The 14483-nt window shown below is 71.1% G+C and carries 14 protein-coding genes and 1 tRNA gene; 5 read left to right on the top strand and 10 right to left on the bottom strand.

Features of this window, described 5'->3' with window-relative positions; all coding sequences use genetic code 11:
* Positions 1 to 16 precede the first annotated feature (16 nt).
* From DJ82_RS00265 to DJ82_RS00255, 3 genes are all read right to left on the bottom strand, one after another.
* The gene (locus DJ82_RS00265; RefSeq protein ID WP_094524579.1) at positions 17 to 730 is read right to left on the bottom strand and encodes a metallophosphoesterase; all 714 of its coding nucleotides are present in this window, start codon (positions 728 to 730) and stop codon (positions 17 to 19) included.
* Positions 731 to 777: 47 nt separating this feature from the next.
* A complete protein-coding gene (locus tag DJ82_RS00260) occupies positions 778 to 1473 on the bottom strand; it encodes a J domain-containing protein (RefSeq protein WP_094580781.1) in 696 nt (231 codons plus the stop codon).
* A 119-nt stretch (positions 1474 to 1592) separates the two neighbouring features.
* Positions 1593 to 1850, bottom strand: a complete 258-nt coding sequence (locus tag DJ82_RS00255) for an MTH865 family protein (RefSeq protein ID WP_094524577.1) — start codon at positions 1848 to 1850, stop codon at positions 1593 to 1595.
* A gap of 171 nt (positions 1851 to 2021) precedes the next feature.
* Here DJ82_RS00255 and DJ82_RS00250 point away from each other — a divergent pair, with 171 nt between their 5' ends.
* The 3 genes from DJ82_RS00250 to DJ82_RS00240 all read left to right on the top strand — a co-directional run bounded on the left by DJ82_RS00250 (position 2022) and on the right by DJ82_RS00240 (position 4254).
* A complete protein-coding gene (locus DJ82_RS00250; protein ID WP_094580780.1) occupies positions 2022 to 3074 on the top strand; it encodes a M42 family metallopeptidase in 1053 nt (350 codons plus the stop codon).
* A 458-nt stretch (positions 3075 to 3532) separates the two neighbouring features.
* Positions 3533 to 4090 carry an SRPBCC family protein gene (locus DJ82_RS00245; protein WP_094524575.1) on the top strand — a complete coding sequence of 186 codons (558 nt, stop codon included), beginning with the start codon at positions 3533 to 3535 and terminating at the stop codon, positions 4088 to 4090.
* A gap of 92 nt (positions 4091 to 4182) precedes the next feature.
* Positions 4183 to 4254 (top strand) — tRNA-Ala (locus DJ82_RS00240).
* A gap of 384 nt (positions 4255 to 4638) precedes the next feature.
* Here the strand turns inward: DJ82_RS00240 and DJ82_RS00235 are convergent.
* Positions 4639 to 5475: an alpha/beta hydrolase gene (locus DJ82_RS00235; protein ID WP_241881347.1), complete on the bottom strand. Its 837-nt coding sequence runs from the start codon at positions 5473 to 5475 to the stop codon at positions 4639 to 4641.
* A 212-nt stretch (positions 5476 to 5687) separates the two neighbouring features.
* Between DJ82_RS00235 and DJ82_RS00230 the strand changes: the two genes are divergently transcribed.
* Positions 5688 to 6281 (top strand): PAS domain-containing protein, encoded by a 594-nt coding sequence (locus DJ82_RS00230; RefSeq protein WP_094580779.1) that lies wholly within the window; start codon positions 5688 to 5690, stop codon positions 6279 to 6281.
* Between the two features lie 14 nt (positions 6282 to 6295).
* On the opposite strand, the gene DJ82_RS00225 is transcribed toward DJ82_RS00230, so the two are convergent.
* The 6 genes from DJ82_RS00225 to purB form a co-directional block, all read right to left on the bottom strand.
* Positions 6296 to 7846, bottom strand: coding sequence for an NAD(P)/FAD-dependent oxidoreductase (locus DJ82_RS00225; protein WP_094580778.1), 1551 nt, complete (start codon positions 7844 to 7846; stop codon positions 6296 to 6298).
* A 76-nt stretch (positions 7847 to 7922) separates the two neighbouring features.
* Positions 7923 to 8603, bottom strand: a complete 681-nt coding sequence (locus tag DJ82_RS00220; RefSeq protein WP_094580777.1) for a metal-dependent hydrolase — start codon at positions 8601 to 8603, stop codon at positions 7923 to 7925.
* Positions 8604 to 8611: 8 nt separating this feature from the next.
* The gene (locus DJ82_RS00215; protein ID WP_094580776.1) at positions 8612 to 9286 is read right to left on the bottom strand and encodes a hypothetical protein; all 675 of its coding nucleotides are present in this window, start codon (positions 9284 to 9286) and stop codon (positions 8612 to 8614) included.
* 52 nt (positions 9287 to 9338) lie between these two features.
* Positions 9339 to 10235, bottom strand: coding sequence for a sensor domain-containing protein (locus DJ82_RS00210; RefSeq protein WP_094580775.1), 897 nt, complete (start codon positions 10233 to 10235; stop codon positions 9339 to 9341).
* A 112-nt stretch (positions 10236 to 10347) separates the two neighbouring features.
* Positions 10348 to 10683 (bottom strand): zinc ribbon domain-containing protein, encoded by a 336-nt coding sequence (locus DJ82_RS00205; RefSeq protein WP_094524569.1) that lies wholly within the window; start codon positions 10681 to 10683, stop codon positions 10348 to 10350.
* Between the two features lie 97 nt (positions 10684 to 10780).
* A complete protein-coding gene (purB, locus tag DJ82_RS00200; RefSeq protein ID WP_094558514.1) occupies positions 10781 to 12220 on the bottom strand; it encodes an adenylosuccinate lyase in 1440 nt (479 codons plus the stop codon).
* Positions 12221 to 12388: 168 nt separating this feature from the next.
* Here purB and purN point away from each other — a divergent pair, with 168 nt between their 5' ends.
* Positions 12389 to 13990, top strand: a complete 1602-nt coding sequence (gene purN, locus DJ82_RS00195; protein WP_094580774.1) for a phosphoribosylglycinamide formyltransferase — start codon at positions 12389 to 12391, stop codon at positions 13988 to 13990.
* Positions 13991 to 14483: the final 493 nt, after the last annotated feature.

Raw genomic sequence — 14483 nt, 5'->3', positions numbered from 1 at the left:
GCGCCGACAAAAGCGTTCACAACAGCTCGCGGAACTCCCCCAGCGGCGGGAATCGGAGCGACCCCTCCGCATCGCTCGCGTCGGGGTCCACCACGACCGGCGCCAGCCGGTCCGCGTCGGTGACGAGCGGGGAGTCGAACGCCCCCGTTCGCATGTCGTTGACCGCCACGCCCGGGGCGAGCCGGGTGAAGGCGGGCAGGACGAGGAGGTCGACCCCGCGGTAGACGCCCTCGCCGCCGAGGAAACAGGGTCGGCGGTCGCCTTCGATCTCGATCGTCGGGTGGACGTGGCCGATCACGTACCGGTCGGCCGCCGTCGACGGCGCCTCGTGACCGTGGCAGACGACGGTCCGGGGAGAACCAGCGGCGTCCAACACGTACTCCTCGTGAACCCGGTCGTCCCACGCGTTCGCGAGGGCGGTGTCGTGGTTGCCGGCGACGAGTTCGAGGGCGGCGCCGCTCGCCTCGCAGGCGTCGCGGAGCGCCTCCAGCGTCCCGAGGCTCCGGTCGGTGACGCGGTCGAACGTGTGGACGACGTCGCCCGCGACGACGACGGCGGCGGGGTCGAACCGAGCGAGGTGTCCCCGGAGCCGATCGACGAGGTCCTCCCGCTCGCCGATCGGGAGCGACACCGCGGAGGCCTCTCCGCGGCCGACGTGGAGGTCGGCCACGACGAGCGCGTCGTGGCGGTCGAGGTAGGCCGCGCGCTCGCCGAACGCGGTCCCGGTCATCGATCGCCCCCGGTCATCGATCGCTCCCCGTCACCGGTCGCCCCCCGTCACCGACCGAAGCCCGCCGGGGAATCGGTACGGTCGGTCCGGGCGGCGGGACGGCCCCGGCCGGCCTCCTCGCCCGCGCCGCCGGCGTGGTTGCGGGCGGTCGCGTACGCCTCGCGGACGCGGCGGAACGACTCCTCGTCGCCGCCTTGGTCGGGGTGCGTCTCCTTGACCCGCTCGCGGTAGGCCCGTTTCACCTCGTCTGCGTCGGCGTCGCGGGCGACGTCGAGCTCCGCGAACGCCGCCGCCACCGGGTCGCGGCCGCCGCGTTCGACCGACGGGTCCGGCCCCCAGTCCGGCTCGATAACGTCGAACGGGAGGCGGCGACCGAGCCCCCGACCCGGCATCTCGTGCTCGCAGAGGACGGTGTAGACGCCCTCTCCCTCCAGCCGGAAGTAGTCGTGCGCGTCGAACGTGATTGCGACGCCGCGCTCGGGGAGGTAGAAGGGGACGGCCACCTCGCCGAGCGGGTGGTCCTCGCGGAACCGCTCGTCGATGGCCGTCAGGTACTCGCGGATCTCCCGGCGTCGTCGTTCGTCGCCCGCGGCGGTCTCGCCGTCGCCGGCCGCGGCGACGCTCGGGGCGACGAACCGGTCCCCGAGGTAGAAGGCGACCGCCGCGAAGGCGGAGGCGATCCCGCCGAGCGCGACTCCGAGGAGGATCCACGGCGGCACCGCGCTGATGAGCTCGACGACCACGATCCAGATAACGGCTCGTCGCCTATCAACCCCTCGCCGGGATGGCGAGGGGTCGGCGAGGGGTCGGCGAGCGGCGCGCTACGGGCGAGAGCCGACTACCGACAAAAGGAGCGCCGGCGTCAGAGGATCCCCTTCGCCTCGAGGCCGTCGAGGATGTCGTCGACGAGCGCTTCGGGGGTCTCGTAGGGGAACTCCTGTTCGCTGCCCAGCTTCGCGGCCATCTCCATCGCCGTGAGGCTCACGTCGCCGGCCTCGAACTTCGTGGCCGGACCGTTCGGGAGCGCCGGGACGAGGTCCATCTGGTTCTCGACGGGGAAGTCGGCGCCGCCGAAGGCGTCGAGGAACTGTTCGCGGAGTTCCGATCTGACGTCACTCATACTCTCCCATCCCGCGAGCCACCGCAAAAGCGTTGCGGAACAACGATAAACAAGTTTGAGGTTCTCGAACGACGACGCGGCGCCGACGAACCGTCGGCGGCCCGCTCCGGAGAACGCCGACTGTCGTGCCGGAACCTCTCCACCTTTGTCGCTGGGCGCCAACCGTCGCGCATGTCGTTCGACTTCGACTTCGAGCTGTTACGAGAGCTGACCGAGGCCCGCGGTGTTCCGGGATACGAGGACGACGTCCGCGAGATCGTCCGCCGCGAGCTCGCCGACACCGCCGACCGGGTCCGCACCGACGCGATGGGGAACGTCGTCGGCACCGTCGAGGGCGACTCGGACTACTCGGTCGCGGTCGCGGCCCACATGGACGAGATCGGCTTCATGGTCCGGCACGTCACCGACGAGGGGTTCGTGCAGGTCGACCCGCTCGGCGGGTTCGACGCCCGCGTGCTCCGCGCCCAGCGCGTCACCGTGCACGGCGAGGAGGACCTCACCGGCGTCATCGGCTCCGTGCCGCCCCACACGCTCACGGAGGAGCAGCAGGAGAAAGACGACGAGGTGAAAGACGTGTACATCGACCTCGGCCGCGACGGCGAGGACGTGGCCGAGCTCGTCGGCGTCGGCGACCTGGTCACGCTCGACCAGACGACGACGCGGATGGGTGACCGGGTGACCGGCAAGGCGCTCGACGACCGGATCTGCGTGTTCGCGATGCTGGAGGCCGCCCGCCGGACCGACGACCCCGACGTGACGATCCACTTCGCGGCGACCGTACAGGAGGAGGTGGGGCTCCGAGGCGCGAATGCGCTCGGCGTCGACATCGATCCGGATCTCGCCGTCGCCCTCGACGTCACCGTCGCCAACGACGTCCCCCAGATCGGGGAGCCGGCCGACGCCGTCACCGAGCTGGGCGAGGGGACCGCGATCAAGCTCAAGGACTCCTCGGTGATCACCAGCCCGAAGGTCCACGGCCGACTGACCGACGTGGCCGAGGCGGAGGGGATCGACCACCAGCACGAGGTGTTGCCCGCGGGCGGCACCGACACCGCCGGCTTCCAGAACACCGCCGGCGCGAAGCCCGTCGGGGCCATCTCGATCCCGACGCGCTACCTCCACACCGTCACCGAGACCGCCGACGGCGACGACGTCGCGGCGACGATCGACCTGTTGACGGCGTTCCTCGACTCCGAGACGGGCAAGCACGACTACACGCTATAAATATAAACAATTCCGCGGCGGCGCGCACCTGCGAGCGCCCGTCGGGCGCGAGCAGCGTGCGCGAGGGAGTCGGTCGTCCGGAGCAACGCGGAGGACGACCGACGAGGCTGGGGAGGCGCGAGGCGCGGTTGCGGTGCGGTTGGGGTGGGACTCAAAGGGGCAGTCGGCTCCGGGAAGACGGGCGACGCAAGCAGCGTGGCGCGTAGCGCCACGGGCAGCCGGCGGCTTCGCCGCCGGCGACACCGCAAGGAGCGAGTGAAACGAGCGACTGAGGAGCGCAGCGAGCCCCTCGACCGGAGCCGACTGGGGCTTTGGAGGCGTTCGTCGCGCAGTCGGCGTTTTATAAGCAAGCGGCCGAATCTCTGTCCCCACTCGCTGTCCCGACCGGACGACCGATCCAACCCTCTCAATCGTTCCATCGCCGGACCGCTTATTACGCGCCGCCCGAACGTCTCTGCGTGGACGAACTCGTCGTGAGCACCGAGGTGTACGCCGACGTCGAGGAGGTGTACGAGTTCCTGCTCGACTTCCCGGGGTACGCCCGCTACTCGAAGTACCTCGACGACGTGCGGACGATCGAGGGCGACGGTGGCCCCGGAACCCGCTACGCGCTCCGGTTCGCGTGGTGGAAGATCACCTACACGGCCCACTCGCGGGTGACGGGCGTCGAGCCGCCGGAGCGGATCGACTGGGAGATCACGAAAGACATCGACGCCGGCGGGCGCTGGCGCGTGACATCGACGGGGCCGGACCCCGAGTCCGACGGCGACGCCGAGACCGACGCCGCCGACTCGCCGGTCTGCGAGGTCGCGCTCGAAGTCGAGTTCGACCCGGGGTCGGCCAGCCCGGACGCGCTCGACCTCCCGCGGCTCGTCTCCTTCGACTGGGTGGTCAAGAAGGCGGTCCCGCTCATCCGTACCGAGGCCGAGCGCGTCGTCCAGCGCGCCGTCCGCGACCTAGAGGGGTCGACCCGGAACGTCGACCTCGACGTGTACGTCGACTCCGAACGGATCTGAGGAGCGGGCGGTCCGCGTGCGACGCGGTGTCCCCGCCGTCGCCGAGTCGAAGGCCTTAATATATCCAGCGGGGAACGATGGAACGCGTACGAGGGCTCGTAGATCAGTGGTAGATCATCCCCCTGGCACGGGGAAGGCCCGGGGTTCAAATCCCCGCGAGTCCACTCCTTCACTCCCTTCGGTCGTTCAGTCGTTCCCTCGCGTGGTCCCGTTCGTTTCACTCACGGGACCCCCGCGAGTCCATGTTTTTGCGCCGCGAGCAACACCGCGAGCGGCGCGACACTGCAACGAGCCGGGATTTGAACCCTGCCAGTCGCGCGCAGCGAACGGAGTGAGCACGTCTGGCTCCGGTTCAAAATCCCCGCGAGTCCACTCGACTCGCTTCGTTCGTCTCGTTCCCTCGCGTGGTCCCGTTCGCTAGCATCGCCGGCGCTTCGCGCCGGCTGCAAGAGGGACCTCCGGTCCCTCTCTGCTCACGGGACCCCCGCGAGTCCGTCCGTGTTCGTTGTTCCGCCAGCGACGCTACTCTAATCGCGGTTCGAATTCCGTCACGCGCCGCTGACCCACCGCAACACCTCGCTCTGACGGTCGAGGAGGGTTCCGAGGTGGTCGGTCTCGGAGGTCGCGAGCCCCGCGTCGGTCTCATCCGCGAACGCTCGCACCGCCGATAGCGGCGCGTTCTCGTCGCGGGTCCCGTGCCAGGCGCGGACGGTGGCCGACGGCCGGTCCAGGCCGGCCCACTCGTCGCCGAACCACCGGTTCTCCCGGGCGACGGCCTTCGCTCCCGGCCGCAGGGCCTCGCGGAAGTCGTCGGCGACCGCCCGCGAGACGGCCTCCGACACCGAGCGGTCGGTGTACTGACCGACGACCGCCTCGGGGCCGGCCACAGACGCGTACGCGCCCGACAGCCGGAAGAGGACGCGGACGGCGAGGGGGATCCGCGACAGCTTGACGAGGCCGACATCGGACGGGGGCACGACGCTGCTGACAAGCCCGACGCGATCGACCCGCTCGTCCGCCGCGGCCGCGAGCGCGAACGCCCCGCCGCCGGAAAAGCCCACGACCCCGGCGTCGTCGACCGACTCCGCGTCGAGGAGCGCCCCTAAGTCTCCCCGCCAGTCGCGCCACTCACAGCCGACCGGCGGCGCCGACGAACGCCCGTAGCCCGGTCGGTCCGGAACGAGGAGGCGAACGCCCTCCCCGGCCGCGGCCTCGGAGAGGAGCGCCGCGAACAGCCGCGACCCCGGGGTTCCGTGGTGCGCGACGACCGGCGTCCCGCCCTCGTCTCCGCCGACGGCGTAGGCGAGCGTCCGGCCGTCCGAGAGCGTGCACGTCTCCGTGGCGAGCCCGCGGGGTCGACTCGCCTGCTGTATGTTCCGTTGCACGCGTCGCCCTTCCGCGCCGTCCGGGATAACGGGTCGGGATTCCCAAACCGCTCTTTTAGTCTCCGCCTCCCACGGGGCCGGCGACTGACGTGGGTGTTACCGCGGATTGATGCGGGACGCTCCCGTGGATCACTGCATGTCGACGCACGAGGTCACGGCGGACCGCCCGGACGGCCTGCTGCACGCGACCGGCAGGGACTTCTGACGGCGCGATGGGTCTCAGAGAAGCGATTCTGGAGTTCCTGGCGTGCGACGAGGCGTCCGCCCGGAGCGCGTTCCGCGACCTCCTCGGCCATCGCCCCGACGCCACCGACGGCGGCGACGCCTCCGCGAGGCGCGGGCTCGACCCGCACCGGCTCCCGCGGACGCGTTCGGAGGCGGCCCTGCCCGCCGCGATCGCCGACTCGGACGACCTCACCGACCGCGGTCGGCGCCTGATCGAGCGCGTTCGGCTCCTCGACGACGCGCCGCTCGGCGTCACGCTCTGCGGGCCGGCGTACCGCGACACCCCGATCCTGTACGCGAACCGGACGACTCGCGAGCTCACCGGCTACTCGCTCGCGGCGCTCCGCGGGCGCAACCCGCGGCTGTTACAGGGGCCGAAAACGAGTGACCCGGCCGTCGCCGACCTCCGCGAGGCGGTGTCGATCTGGGAGCCGGTGACGGTCGAGCTGTGGAACCACCGGCGCGACGGCACCCCGTTCCTGAATCGCGTCTCGCTCCGGCCCCTCCCGGGCGACGACGGGACGATCACGCACTGGGTCGCCGTGCAAGAGGCGGTCGACGGGAGCGGCGCAGGGCGCTGAGCTCCCGAACGCCCCTACCGGAGCGTCGAGGTCGGCACGACCGACGGCAACACCCCGCCGCCGGCGTCCTCGATCACGGCCTCGGCGACGTGTTCGCCGCTGAGCAGACACATCGGCATCCCGATCCCGGGGTTCGTGTACGCGCCGACGTAGTAGAGCCCCTCGACGCCCGGGGCGCGATGCGCCGGCCGGAGCGGCCCGGTCTGCCCGAGCGTGTGCGAGAGCGCGAGCGCGGTGCCCCGGGGCGCGTTGAAGCGCTCGCGGAAGTCGGAGACGCAGGCGGTCTCCTCGAACACCACCCGGTCGCGGAAGTCGACGCCGGCGTGCTCGGCCAGATCGTCGAGCACCAGCTCGCGGAAGCGCTCGCGGGTCTCCGGGTCGTCGTCGAGTCCGGGCGCCAGCGGGACGAGGGCGAACACCGCCTCGCGGCCCTCGGGCGCCGCCTCCGGGTCCGTCTTCGAGGGGACGTGGACGTAGTACGCCGGGTCGTCGGGCCACGCCGGGTCGTCGAAGATCTTCTCGAAGTGGGGGCGCCAGTCGGTCGGCAACACGAGCGCGTGGTGGTCGAGGTCGACGTCGCCCTCGACGCCGAAGTACATGAGGAACGCCGAGGGGGCGTACGTCCGCGACTCCCAGTACGCCTCGCGGCGCGCGTGCTCGTCGGAGAGGAGGTCGCGCTCGACGTGCGGCGGCGCCGCGTTCGCGACCACGCGGTCGAACCGGCCGGTCGCCCCGGGAGTCTCCACGTCGAACTTCGGTCCCACCGCCGCGACCGAGGGGTCGATGGCGCGCACCGGCGTCCCCGTGCGGATCTCGGCGCCGAGGTCGGTCGCGAGCGCCGCCATCCCGTCGACGACGCTCGCGATGCCCCCGGTCGGGTGATAGACGCCGAGGTTCATGTCGACGTGGCTCATCAGCGTGTAGATCGCCGGCGTGTTGTACGGCGACCCGCCGAGGAAGACGAGCTTGTACTCGGCGATCTGCCGCAGCTTCTCGTGGTCGAAGTAGTCGCCGACGTAGTCGTTCATCGTCCGGAGCTTCGGGAGCGCGCGCCCCGACCGCAACACGTCCGTATCGACCATGTCCCGGAGCCGCGAGCGGCTCGGGTAGACGAACCGGTCCATCCCGAGGTCGTACGCCTCCGCGGCGTCGTCGAGGTACGCGTCGAGGCGGTCGCCGGCGCCCGCCTCGTACGACTCGAACAGCGCCTTCTGCCCCTCCCGGTCCGCGGGCATCGTCGCGCGGTCGCCGTCCTTCCAGACGACCTCGTAGAGGGGGTCCAGCTCGGTCAGCTCGTAGAACTCCTCGGTCGACCGGCCGAAGTGACCGAAGAAGCGGTCGAACACCTCCGGCATGAGGTACCACGAGGGACCGGTGTCGATCCGGAAGCCGTCGCGCTCGATCCGGCCGGCGTACCCCCCCGGATGCTCGTTGCGCTCGAACACCGTCACGTCCGCGCCGGCGTCGGCGAGGTACGCGGCGGCGGAGAGGCCGCCGAACCCCGCGCCGACCACGGCGATCTCCTCGCCGGCGAGGCGCTCGTCGTCGCGTGAACGAGGGCTCATCGCGAGGCCGTACGGTCTCCGAGGGATTCACTGCCCCGCCATACTATGTGGGCCTTTTACCCCGACCGCGGCCCCCTCACGACTCGCCCTCCGGCGGGGTCCGGTCCTGCAGTCGTCGGGCCGCGAGCGCGAAGAGCCCCGTCCCGATCAGGTAGAGCCGCCAGCCGGCGTTCGCGACCGGAAATATCCGTTCGACCGGCTCGTCGGTCACCTCGTCCGGATCGCGCGGCTGGACCGGGTTGTTGACGTGAACGGTCTCCGTGGTCCCCGTGGTCCCCGCGTCGACCGTGCGCGCCCCGGTCTCCGCGTCGACGCGGAGGTCGACGAACGTCTGGACGAACCCGTCCGCGGTCGAGAGCAGGACCTCCCCGTCGAGCCGGAGGAACCGATCGCGGAGCGGCCACAGGTAGTTCACGCCGTCGAGGTGCACCCAGTCGAGCGCCACGTGCGCGAAGACGTGCGCGAACAGCGCGGCCCACGCGACGGCGACCCACCGCGCCGAGAGCCGGTCGCGCGCGAGCGAGGTCTCCCGAACCCGGGTGCCGTAGTACAACAGGAGCGCGGCGACCCCGGGGATCGCGAGCGTGTGGCCGACGGTCCGGTGGGCGCCCGACATGAACGGGCCGAGGAAGCTGTCGACCTCCGGGGCGACGAGGACGAGGAGCAGGACCGCGATCGCCCGCCGATCGAACCGGTCGTCGAGCAGCCCGGCGGCGAGCAGCACCGCGAACCCGGCGTGGACCACCGTCGAGACCATCTATCGGGTCACCTCCGGATCGCCTCCGGGTCGTCGTCGGTCTCCCACCGGAACCGAACCGCCAGCAGCGCGCCCGCGGCGGCGACGACGACCAGCTGCCAGCCGGTCCGGACGAGGTGTAGTTCGCGCTCGGCGCCCGGCGAGAGCCCCGGGCGGCCGTCGGGGTTCGCGAACGTCGGGATCGCGTACGACTCCGTCGTGCCGAGCGCCTCCAGCGGGAGGATCCCGGGGCCCCCGCCCCCGAGCGTGACGAACGTCTGGACGACGCCGTCCTCAGTCGAGAGGAGGAACCCCCCGTCTACGAGGTAGTAGGCGTCGGCGAGGGGGTACAGCAGGTTCACCCCCTCGCTGCCGAACAGGTCCGGACCGACGCCGGCGACGAGGAACGCCGCGAGCGCGACCCACGCGACCCGGACGCCCCGTCGCCCCGCCCGCTCGCGGAGCCGGGAGGCGTCCCGCAGTTCGGTGTCCCAGTAGAGGGCGACGCCGGCCGCGAGCGGGAGCCAGACGGCGTGGAGGAGGGCGTTCGTCGCGCCCGGGACCGCGAGGCTCGCGACCGCGTCGAGGTCCGGGAGCACCGCGGCGACGACGATGACCGCGACCGAGCGCCGGTCGAACGCGGCGCCGAGCAGGGCGGCCGCGAGCAGCGCGCCGAACGCGGCGTTGACCAACGTCGGTGCCATATCCGCTTTGACGAGCCCAGCCGAATAAGTCGCTCGGGGAGCCGTCCCCGGATCAGCGGGCGTCGCCGTCGCGGTCGGCGGGAGCGGGGTCGTCGACGAAGTCGAAGTCGCCGGAGGCGTCGGCCTCGTCGCCGCCCGTGTCACCGTTGCCGGCGGTCCCGTGGCCGCCCGTGTCACCGTTGCCGGCGGTCCCGTGGCCGCCCGTGTCACCGTCGTCGTCCGTGTCACCGTCGCCGCCCTCGTCGCCGTCGCCGTTGGCGCTGTCGCTCCCGCCCTCGTCGCCGCTCACCGATACCGCCGGAAGCGGCTCGGACGGCTCGGGGCGACCGAGCAGCGCGAGGGCCATCCGCCGAGCGACGTACGCCGCGAGGTTCGCGAGATGGAGCGCGAGGAGGACGCCGGCGACGCCGAGCGGGAGCGCGACCAGCGCCTCCGGCAGGGTGTCGATCGCCCACGTCACCGGCTCGCCGTTGACCTCGCCGAAATCGGCCGTGTACGGGTACCGAAGCGGCGCGGCGACCAGCGGCAGCGCGCTCGCGAGCAGGACGAGGGGAACGAACGCGAGCAGGCTCACCCAGAACTTCAACGAGAGGAACCCGAGCCCCCGCCACGTCGACGGCGCGTCCACGTACTTCCTGGCGCCCGCGAGCGCGCCGTCCGCGGCGGCGAGGTCGTCCGGGCGCAGTAGGTGGGTCCCGAGCAGCGCGTTCGCGAGCCGCCGCTCCAGTCCCGCGGCGAGCCGGGCGCCGATCAGCGTCGCGAACAGGACCACCAGCCCGACGAGCGCGACCGACAGGGCCAGGCCGAACGCGACCCCGAAGGTGAAGACCGCCGAGTAGACGAGCCCGAGCGGGACGGCGAGCAGGAGGTACAACAGGTGCCTGTACGTGCGGCCGTCGGCGACGACGCCGACGACGGGGAGCTCGGAGGGGTGACGGAGGGAGACCATACGCGGTCGAAACCGGTTCCTCTGTCGACATAAATCGGTCGCTCCCGGCGTCGTGTGGCGGTCTCAAGCGCCGCTACGGGGCGGAGCGGCCACGGACGTCGCCGCGTCGCTCTCAGCCGACGAAGAAGTCGATGGCGTTCCCCTTCGACTGTCCCTTGTACAGCTCCGAGTAGCCGCAGTTCGCGCAGGAGACCACGACGAACGAGCGGTTCTGCACGTCGAACATCTTGGTGAGGCCGGTGCCGCTCGTCGCGATCTCGTCCGTCTCGGTCTCCTCGCTCCCGCACTTCGGACAGCCCGATCCCTCGCCGGCCGCCAGCGATTCGGGTCGGTCTCCCGATCGCGCCGAGTCGGGATCGGCGCGACCGTCGTCCGCGTCGTCCCACTCGTCGCTCGGTTCGTTGCCGAAGACGGAGTACTCCACGTCGTCGTCGTTTTCGGAGGGCATCAGCCCTACCTGCACGCGCGACCGACAAACCTCTTGTGGGGGTGTGCGACGCCGGCGACGTCTCTCTCGATCGCGACGTCCCTCGCGACCGCGACGCCTACTCGTCGATCTCGTCGACGAGTCCGTCGGCCACGCCGACGTACCCCGCGGGCGTCAGCGCCCGCAGCTCCTCGCGCACGTCCTCGTCGACGTCGAGGTCGCCGAACAGCTCGCGGAAGTCGTCGAGCGTCACCGACCGCCCGCGCGTCAGCTCCTTCACGCGCTCGTAGGCGTCGGTGTCGCCCTCGCGTCGGAGGATCGTCTGGACGGCCTCGCCGATCACCTCGGGGGTCGCCGCGAGCTCCTCGCGCATCACCGCCTCGTTCGGAACGACCTTCGCGAGCCCGTTCCCGGCTTTCCCGTAGCCGATGAGACAGTGCGCGAGCGCGGCGCCGACGTTGCGCTTGACGGTGGAGTCCGAGAGGTCGCGCTGGAGCCGCGAGCCAGTCACGTAGTCCGCGAGGAAGGTGAGGTCGCCGTTCGCCTTCGACAGGTTCCCCTCGCTGTTCTCGAAGTCGATCGGGTTCACCTTGTGCGGCATCGTCGAGGAGCCGGTCTCCCCCTCGACGGTCCGCTGGCCGAGGTACCGGTCGGAGACGTACAGCCACGCGTCCAGGTCCAGGTCGAGGAGCACGTTGTTGACGCCGCGGAGCGCGTCGAACAGCGCCGCGAGGTCGTCGCAGGGGTTCACCTGCGTCGCGAGCGGCGTGTGTTCCAAGTCGAGCCCGCGCACGAACGACTCGGAGAACGCCCGCCAGTCGACGTCGGGGTAGGCGGCGTCGTGAGCGGCGTACGTGCCCGAGGCGCCGGCCAGCTTCCCGGAGAGGTCCCCGTTCGCGACGACGACGCGGCCGAGCGCGCGCCCGAGCCGAGAGGCGTACACCGCCATCTCCTTGCCGAACGTGGTCGGCGTCGCGGGCTGGCCGTGGGTGCGGGCGAGCATCGGCGTCCCGCGGTACTCCTGGGCGAGGTCGACCAAGGCGTCCCGGACCTCCCGGATCGCGGGCACGAGCACCTCGCTCACCGCGGGCTTGAGCAGGAGCCGGTGCGCGAGGTTGTTAACGTCCTCGCTGGTGAGCCCGAAGTGGACCCACGGGTACAGCGCCTCCGCGTCGTCGACCGCCCCGGAGTCGTCCGCCTCGTCCAGCCGGACGCGCAGGAAGTACTCGACCGCCTTCACGTCGTGGTTGGTCGCGGCGTACCCCTCGGCGCCCTCGACTTCGAGCGCCTTGATCAGGCGCGCGTCCTCGGCGGAGAACGACTCGTAGACGTCGCGGAGCGCCGCCTCGGCGTCGTCATCGAGCGCGATCGGCGTCTCGTCGAGCGCGGCGAGCTCGATCAGGTACTCGACCTCGACGCGGGTCCGGGCGCGCATCAGCGCGGCCTCGCTGGCGTACGGCGACAGCGGCGCGGTCCGCGAGGCGTATCGCCCGTCGAGCGGCGAGACTGCCGCGAGGGGGTCCGACCGCGACAGGCCCGAGATGGCGTGGTCCGTCATGTCCGCGACTGCCGCCGGAGCCAGCAAAAACGTGTCGATGGCGTGGCACACGGACGTGGATAGGTGAGCCCACTTTTCGCGACCGGTCGGGCGATCCTATCCGCAAACGTGGATACTCGGGCGGAACGGACCGCAATCGATATACGCGATCGGTCGGACCACTCGCGTATGAAGTTCGCCGGACTCGCGAGCAACCGGGGACGGAACCTCAGACACATCGCCGACGCCGCTCCGGGCGGCGCGGAGCTGTCGGTCGTTCTGACGAACCGGGAGCAGGCGCCCGTGTTGGAGGCCGCGACGGAGCGACGGATCCCGACCGAGGTCGTCGAGCGCGAGGGGGAGGAGTCGCGCGCGTCCCACGAGCGACGAATCTTAGACCGGCTCGCCGACTACGACTTCGACCTCGTCTGCCTCGACGGGTACATGCGCGTGCTCACCGACGAGTTCCTCGACGCGGCGCCGACGACGCTGAACGTCCACCCCTCGCTGCTCCCGGCGTTCCCCGGGATGGACGCCCACGAGCAGGTGCTGGACGCGGGCGTTCGGACAACGGGGTGTACCGTCCACGTCGTCACCGAGGCGATCGACGACGGCCCGATCGTCACCCAGGAGCCGGTCCCCGTCTACGGCGACGACGACGCCGACTCGCTGAAGGACCGGGTGCTCCACGACGCGGAGTTCACGGCGTACCCGCGGGCGGTCCGGTGGTTCGCCGAGGACCGCGTGACGGTGGAGCGCGAGGGCAGCGACGCCGTCGGCGTGACCGTCGAGGGCGACGCCGGCGGCGACTTCCCGGAGCGTCGGTTCGCCTCCGAGGAGCGCGCCGCGACGCTCCGATACGGCGAGAACCCGCACCAGGACGCCGCGCTCTACGCGGACGACGGCTGCGAGGAGGCGAGCGTCGTCGGCGCCGACCGGCTGAACCCCGGTTCGAAGGAGATGGGGTACAACAACTACAACGACGCCGACGCCGCCCTGAACCTCGTGAAGGAGTTCGACGAGCCCGCGGCCGCCGTGATCAAGCACACGAACCCCGCCGGCTGCGCGACGAGCGACGAGCTCGCGGACGCGTACGACCGCGCGCTCCGGACCGACGCGAAGTCGGCGTTCGGCGGCATCGTCGCGCTGAACCGCGAGTGCGACGCCGACACCGCGACCGCGGTCGCCGACTCGTTCAAAGAGGTCGTCGTCGCGCCCGGCTACACCGACAGCGCGCTCGACGTGCTCCGGGAGAAGGGGAACCTCCGCGTGCTCGACGTCGGCCCGCTAGGCGAGGGCGACGACCGCTTCGCCGAGCGGTTCACGGAGAAGCCGATCGTCGGCGGCCGCCTCGTGCAGGAGCGGGACCGCCAGTCGCCCACCGCCGCGGACCTGGAAGTCGTCACCGAGCGCGAACCCACCGACGAGCAGTTGGAGACGATGGTCTTCGCCTGGAAGACGCTCAAGCACGTCAAGTCGAACGGGATCCTGTTCGCGACCGGCACCGAGACGGTCGGCGTCGGGATGGGGCAGGTATCGCGCGTCGACGCCGTGACGCTGGCGGCGATGAAGGCCGAGAAGGACGCCGAGGGCAAGTCCGCCGCGGGCGCCGTGATGGCCTCTGACGCCTTCTTCCCGTTCCCGGACGCCATCGAGGAGGCCGCCGAGGCCGGGATCGGGGCCGTGATCCAGCCCGGCGGCTCCGTCAACGACGAGGACGTGATCGCCGCCGCCGACGAGCACGACATGGCGATGGCGTTCACCGGGTCGCGCTGCTTCCGCCACGACTGACCGGTGAGCGACGGCGAGATTACTTATAAAAAGGCGGATGCGTCGGCGCGCCTGGCGACGGCCGCCACCGGCGCCGCGAGCCACCCGCGAGGGGACGCGTGAGCGCTCGCAGAGAGCGAACCGCGATGATGGAGTGTGAGGTTGGCGTTGCGGTGCGGGCGGGTGGACTCAAAGGGCAGGCCGCGAGGACGAAGCACGGCGCAGTAAGCACCGCAGCCGCGACGCGTGAGCGACTGAGCGAGGAGTTGCGGCAACAACGCCGCGCGAGTCGTCGGCGCTCGCGCTTTGAGGCCTTCACCGTCAAATTGATTCAGCTACTTAAAAACGACGGCTTGGGGCTTTGAGGCCTTCCCACGTGCAAGATTGGATCAAGCTAATTAAAACGAGCGCGGAGTTTGAGACCTTCACCGCGGAGCCGTCCGACTCACTTATAAAAAGCTGACAGCGACACCACGATCGGTTTATAATGACTCTCTCACGACGGCACTACACT

The sequence above is a fragment of the Halorubrum sp. Ib24 genome (assembly GCF_002252745.1).
In the GTDB taxonomy this organism is placed as follows: domain Archaea; phylum Halobacteriota; class Halobacteria; order Halobacteriales; family Haloferacaceae; genus Halorubrum.
The sequence above is the reverse complement of the archived record's forward strand: the minus strand, read 5'-3'. Positions and strand labels throughout refer to the sequence as shown.

What these genes read in the sequence shown, in the direction of transcription:
- DJ82_RS00215 (WP_094580776.1), bottom strand. Translation starts at nt 9,286, where the DNA reads ATGGCACCGACGTTGGTCAACGCCGCGTTCGGCGCGCTGCTCGCGGCC.
- DJ82_RS00210 (WP_094580775.1), bottom strand. Translation starts at nt 10,235, where the DNA reads ATGGTCTCCCTCCGTCACCCCTCCGAGCTCCCCGTCGTCGGCGTCGTC.
- DJ82_RS00255 (WP_094524577.1), bottom strand. Translation starts at nt 1,850, where the DNA reads ATGAGTGACGTCAGATCGGAACTCCGCGAACAGTTCCTCGACGCCTTC.
- DJ82_RS00205 (WP_094524569.1), bottom strand. Translation starts at nt 10,683, where the DNA reads ATGCCCTCCGAAAACGACGACGACGTGGAGTACTCCGTCTTCGGCAAC.
- DJ82_RS00225 (WP_094580778.1), bottom strand. Translation starts at nt 7,846, where the DNA reads ATGAGCCCTCGTTCACGCGACGACGAGCGCCTCGCCGGCGAGGAGATC.
- DJ82_RS00230 (WP_094580779.1), top strand. Translation starts at nt 5,688, where the DNA reads ATGGGTCTCAGAGAAGCGATTCTGGAGTTCCTGGCGTGCGACGAGGCG.
- DJ82_RS00250 (WP_094580780.1), top strand. Translation starts at nt 2,022, where the DNA reads ATGTCGTTCGACTTCGACTTCGAGCTGTTACGAGAGCTGACCGAGGCC.
- purN (WP_094580774.1), top strand. Translation starts at nt 12,389, where the DNA reads ATGAAGTTCGCCGGACTCGCGAGCAACCGGGGACGGAACCTCAGACAC.
- purB (WP_094558514.1), bottom strand. Translation starts at nt 12,220, where the DNA reads ATGACGGACCACGCCATCTCGGGCCTGTCGCGGTCGGACCCCCTCGCG.
- DJ82_RS00220 (WP_094580777.1), bottom strand. Translation starts at nt 8,603, where the DNA reads ATGGTCTCGACGGTGGTCCACGCCGGGTTCGCGGTGCTGCTCGCCGCC.
- DJ82_RS00265 (WP_094524579.1), bottom strand. Translation starts at nt 730, where the DNA reads ATGACCGGGACCGCGTTCGGCGAGCGCGCGGCCTACCTCGACCGCCAC.